The organism is Lelliottia sp. RWM.1 (genome assembly GCF_016859735.1).
Lineage (GTDB): Bacteria > Pseudomonadota > Gammaproteobacteria > Enterobacterales > Enterobacteriaceae > Enterobacter.
In genome coordinates, this window is record NZ_WLVC01000101.1 from 1 (window position 1) to 3423 (window position 3423).

Genomic DNA, 3423 nt, shown 5'->3' on the forward strand with positions numbered 1-3423 from the left:
GAAGCAGTACACACGTGAGTTTAACCGGTTGTGGGCGGAATCAGAGAGAATCGATGCCAAATATTAACACAAGACCCTGGATAGGCGTAGACACTACAAATGTGCACATTTGAGTGTCTACGCCAGCCGCTACACGGGGTTTTTGGGGGTAATGATGAAAGATGAAATGAATTTTTGTGATGAAGAGAAGTTTTTACAGGCGTTCTGGAACGAAGCAGACCACCTGTCCGGCGTTGATTATTTTGATGTAGTTAATGCTGGATTGAATCCGAAGAAGTATCATTATCCAGAGTCTTCTATGGTAAATCGTCCTGTACAGCTTGATTTCAAGATATGGAACCGCTCACGGTTATGTTGCTATTTCCGTGAACTAGATACGGGAAATACTCTTAAATTAAATATTTTCTACCGCGCAAGGCACAAAGGCAAATATGCGCCAGAAGATGGTGAAATTGATTTTAAACAGGCAGGAATATTGGGTGATTGCTTCTATATCACGATTAGTATAAATAATAGTGGCAATCCAAAATTCGAAAAAGCCGAAGTTTTACTGGAGGAAGGATATGATGATTTTTAAAGAGCGTCGCTTATTGAATGCTGAGGAAAAGGAGATTTTCTGCAATCTGCAAAGACTCTGCCCTGATCACATCGCGGTGATGGCAAAGGTAAAACTTTCTGAATTTTTATTGCCTGCCAGAGAGTACGGCACTGAACTATTCTATCATGATTTTCTTGAATTGAATAAAGTAACAGCACCCTTTTTAATTTTTAATTTACGAAGTGATAAGGTATTAGCAGTCTTTTACAAGGTAAAAATAAATGAAACCGGGGAATTGGAAAACATAAAGGAATGGTTATTAAGCTGTCAAATCAATGTGTTTGAGTTTGACAGCCTATCGGAAATGGTTGTTCAGGTATCTGAATTATCGCCTGCATTTTTTGAATAGGTTTACCGCAAGCGATATCGCCGCCTGCATGGTGACGAGTATAGCTAATATAACTACCCCCTTTTCAATAAAGGTATATGTAAGAAAAATATCATATATGTCTTTAATATTTACCATGAGTAATTCCTTACATTTCGTAAAGTAGCAGAAGAACTGCAATCAACGATGCTATAGCTCCAGCCATCGTGTATTCACTCATAGTAACTTTAAGAATACCGCTTGCTAAAAGCAGAATGCCCACGATATCCTTAAATTTTAACCAGCGTTCGCTCATGTATCACCTCATATTCATTCAAAGCGTTTATCATGAATCGTCACTCGTATATCTTCTGAAAGTCCTTTGACCTTATCTTCTATTTCCTTCTTGTAAACGATTTCAAATACTTTGTCAGAGCTATTTGTTGTCTTTATCACTTTACCTTTAAACTGATAGAATGCCCTGCTATAGGAATCATTGTTAACTGGTTCATGATGAATACCATTGTAACGAAAACCCATTCCCCTCAAAGCATCCTGGATTTGAACGGGCGCGGTATCGCCGGATGGGATCACGTCTAACGTTACCTTAAAAACCTCCTTGAGCAGTGACATTATTTCCCCCTGATTGCATCAAATAACAAGCGGTTTTGCTCGTTAACATCCAACTGCTCAAAGGCCGCCAGAAGCGTTTTGAGAATAACGGTCTTACTGACATTATTCTCTGTTGCAAGTGCTGTGAATTTCTCGTCAACGGCAATGGGAAGGTATAGCGTGATACGTTTTCCTTTATCCGATGCAGGTTTTTTGTTCGCTTCTCTGACGAATTCTGCCGGTGTCGGCATCGCAGGGTTAAGGTCTTTTTTAGGTAGTGCCATTATTACGCTCCAATTTCCTGTAAAATCAATTCAATCTGTGCTTTTGCTTTCCCTGCATCTTTCATTTCGTGCACGCCTTTACCCTCATTCATGGCATTATCAAAAGCGGCTGCATGAGTGATAAACGACTGTAACGGTTGCGTCCAGTCGGGATCTGCTGTCAGGTATTCATTAAGCTCCAGCCTGTCCTTGTGGTTATTGGGTTTACACCGATAGAAAAGGATATTCGCTTTTAGCTTACCATTCAGTTGCTGTGCTGTTCTGATGATGCCGTTAAGTTTCGTCAGGCTGTTAACCTCCGTAGGCGACGAGGGTCTTACCGGGCTGATCAGAAGATCGGCGCATTGCAGAACGCTCCTGAATTCCGGGCTGTCATAGCCAGCAGTATCAACAATCACGATGGCAGAGTGTTTATCGAGCATCTTGATCTCGGATTCAACCTTTCCAAAGCACTCTACCAGCGGGAACAGTGGCAAGTTGCGTTGTTTTCTTTCTTCGTACCAGTCTGAAATGCTGTTGTTATTATCCGTCTTAACCAGGGTTACGGCTTTCCCCTGCTTCGCCAGGCAAACAGCCAGGCTTGCAGCCAGCGTAGTCTTTCCTGTCCCACCCTTATCACCACCGATAACAATAATCATCTTGACCTCTCATGTGCCTACTTGGTGTTTACTTGGTATTACAATGAATGTATAGAGTCATGCAATACTAAGTATGATGTTTCTGTGTACACTAAAGATATACTAGCGCAATACCAATAAGTGCTCAACAAATAAATACAAGGTAAATACTAATTTGTGAGTAACTGGTGAATACATGGTAAGCACAGATTGGTTACTACATGGTACATACCTGGTATTTCCTAAGTATGCATTTAAGCTGAATTTAGCCCTTTCTGCATCGCTTTTTCGGGCTTACCGACAACTTTTGTGGTTGAGGTGGGGAGCTGATAATTGATTATGATGTTGTAACTAAAATAGGCGTTATTAAAAGCCGAAGGGGGTGAGCCTCCGGCTTTATCTACGTTTCCGCCGTCATCAATCGATGAACTGGCGGATCAGTTCCAAAATAGCAATCAGCGCATTTGCAAGCGCAGCTACCGCTCTCAGAACGATGATTAACAGGTTAACCATCCGTTTACTCCATCTGTGGAGTAGAGACACCGTTGCTTACTCATCCACTGCCTGTCACAACGGGTATCTTCATGTTAGTTAAAGAGAGTCTCACTCCAGCCAGAGCACTGAACACGGCACCACCCGAACTTTCAGCCAGGACTTTTAAATCGTTGTTCCCAACGCAGAGGGGGCTGGAATGTAGCTCAACTCAAAGCTAACCAGGTGATTATACCCGATTTTCTTCATACAACCATCGTGTTCTGATTGCACTGTCAATCGCATTAGCTTGACAAGCTGTTGCATAGTCCTGCAACTGAGCATAATATTATGGTGTTAGTTAAAGAGAGTCTCCCTCCGGTCAGAGTCACCAACTCAGAACCGGAAAGCAATAAGCCCGATCTCACCAGTCGGGCTTTTTTGCACCAGTCGTTCAAGGGGTCTGACGCTCAGTGGAACGAAAACTCACGTTAAGCAACGTTTTCTGCCTCTGACGCCTCTTTTAATGGTCTC

The 3423-nt window shown here is 42.3% G+C and carries 7 protein-coding genes; 2 read left to right on the forward strand and 5 right to left on the reverse strand.

Annotated elements, in window-relative coordinates; all coding sequences use genetic code 11:
* Positions 1–151 precede the first annotated feature (151 nt).
* Together GF617_RS26530 and GF617_RS26535 are read left to right on the forward strand one after the other, a co-directional pair.
* On the forward strand, positions 152–577 hold the full coding sequence (locus GF617_RS26530) for a hypothetical protein (protein WP_203452762.1): 426 nt from the start codon (positions 152–154) through the stop codon (positions 575–577).
* Positions 564–947: a DUF2726 domain-containing protein gene (locus GF617_RS26535; protein ID WP_203452763.1), complete on the forward strand. Its 384-nt coding sequence runs from the start codon at positions 564–566 to the stop codon at positions 945–947. The genes GF617_RS26530 and GF617_RS26535 overlap by 14 nt, the downstream gene beginning before the upstream one ends.
* Positions 948–1074: 127 nt before the next feature.
* Here the strand turns inward: GF617_RS26535 and GF617_RS26540 are convergent, their stop codons facing one another.
* The 5 genes from GF617_RS26540 to dqlB all read right to left on the reverse strand — a co-directional run bounded on the left by GF617_RS26540 (position 1075) and on the right by dqlB (position 2931).
* The gene (locus GF617_RS26540; protein WP_203452764.1) at positions 1075–1221 is read right to left on the reverse strand and encodes a hypothetical protein; all 147 of its coding nucleotides are present in this window, start codon (positions 1219–1221) and stop codon (positions 1075–1077) included.
* A gap of 14 nt (positions 1222–1235) precedes the next feature.
* Positions 1236–1538, reverse strand: a complete 303-nt coding sequence (locus tag GF617_RS26545) for a hypothetical protein (protein ID WP_203452765.1) — start codon at positions 1536–1538, stop codon at positions 1236–1238.
* Positions 1538–1801 (reverse strand): hypothetical protein, encoded by a 264-nt coding sequence (locus tag GF617_RS26550; RefSeq protein ID WP_058998957.1) that lies wholly within the window; start codon positions 1799–1801, stop codon positions 1538–1540. The genes GF617_RS26545 and GF617_RS26550 overlap by 1 nt, the downstream gene beginning before the upstream one ends.
* 2 nt (positions 1802–1803) lie before the next feature.
* Positions 1804–2439, reverse strand: a complete 636-nt coding sequence (locus GF617_RS26555) for a division plane positioning ATPase MipZ (RefSeq protein ID WP_058998955.1) — start codon at positions 2437–2439, stop codon at positions 1804–1806.
* A 396-nt stretch (positions 2440–2835) separates the two neighbouring features.
* Positions 2836–2931, reverse strand: coding sequence for a DinQ-like type I toxin DqlB (dqlB, locus tag GF617_RS27415; RefSeq protein ID WP_021542841.1), 96 nt, complete (start codon positions 2929–2931; stop codon positions 2836–2838).
* Between the last annotated feature and the right edge of the window lie 492 nt (positions 2932–3423).

Excerpts from the sequence above, each read along its gene's own strand:
- GF617_RS26530 (WP_203452762.1), top strand. The coding sequence starts at position 152 with ATGATGAAAGATGAAATGAATTTTTGTGATGAAGAGAAGTTTTTACAG.
- GF617_RS26535 (WP_203452763.1), top strand. The coding sequence starts at position 564 with ATGATGATTTTTAAAGAGCGTCGCTTATTGAATGCTGAGGAAAAGGAG.
- GF617_RS26540 (WP_203452764.1), bottom strand. The coding sequence starts at position 1,221 with ATGAGCGAACGCTGGTTAAAATTTAAGGATATCGTGGGCATTCTGCTT.
- GF617_RS26545 (WP_203452765.1), bottom strand. The coding sequence starts at position 1,538 with ATGTCACTGCTCAAGGAGGTTTTTAAGGTAACGTTAGACGTGATCCCA.
- GF617_RS26550 (WP_058998957.1), bottom strand. The coding sequence starts at position 1,801 with ATGGCACTACCTAAAAAAGACCTTAACCCTGCGATGCCGACACCGGCA.
- GF617_RS26555 (WP_058998955.1), bottom strand. The coding sequence starts at position 2,439 with ATGATTATTGTTATCGGTGGTGATAAGGGTGGGACAGGAAAGACTACG.
- dqlB (WP_021542841.1), bottom strand. The coding sequence starts at position 2,931 with ATGGTTAACCTGTTAATCATCGTTCTGAGAGCGGTAGCTGCGCTTGCA.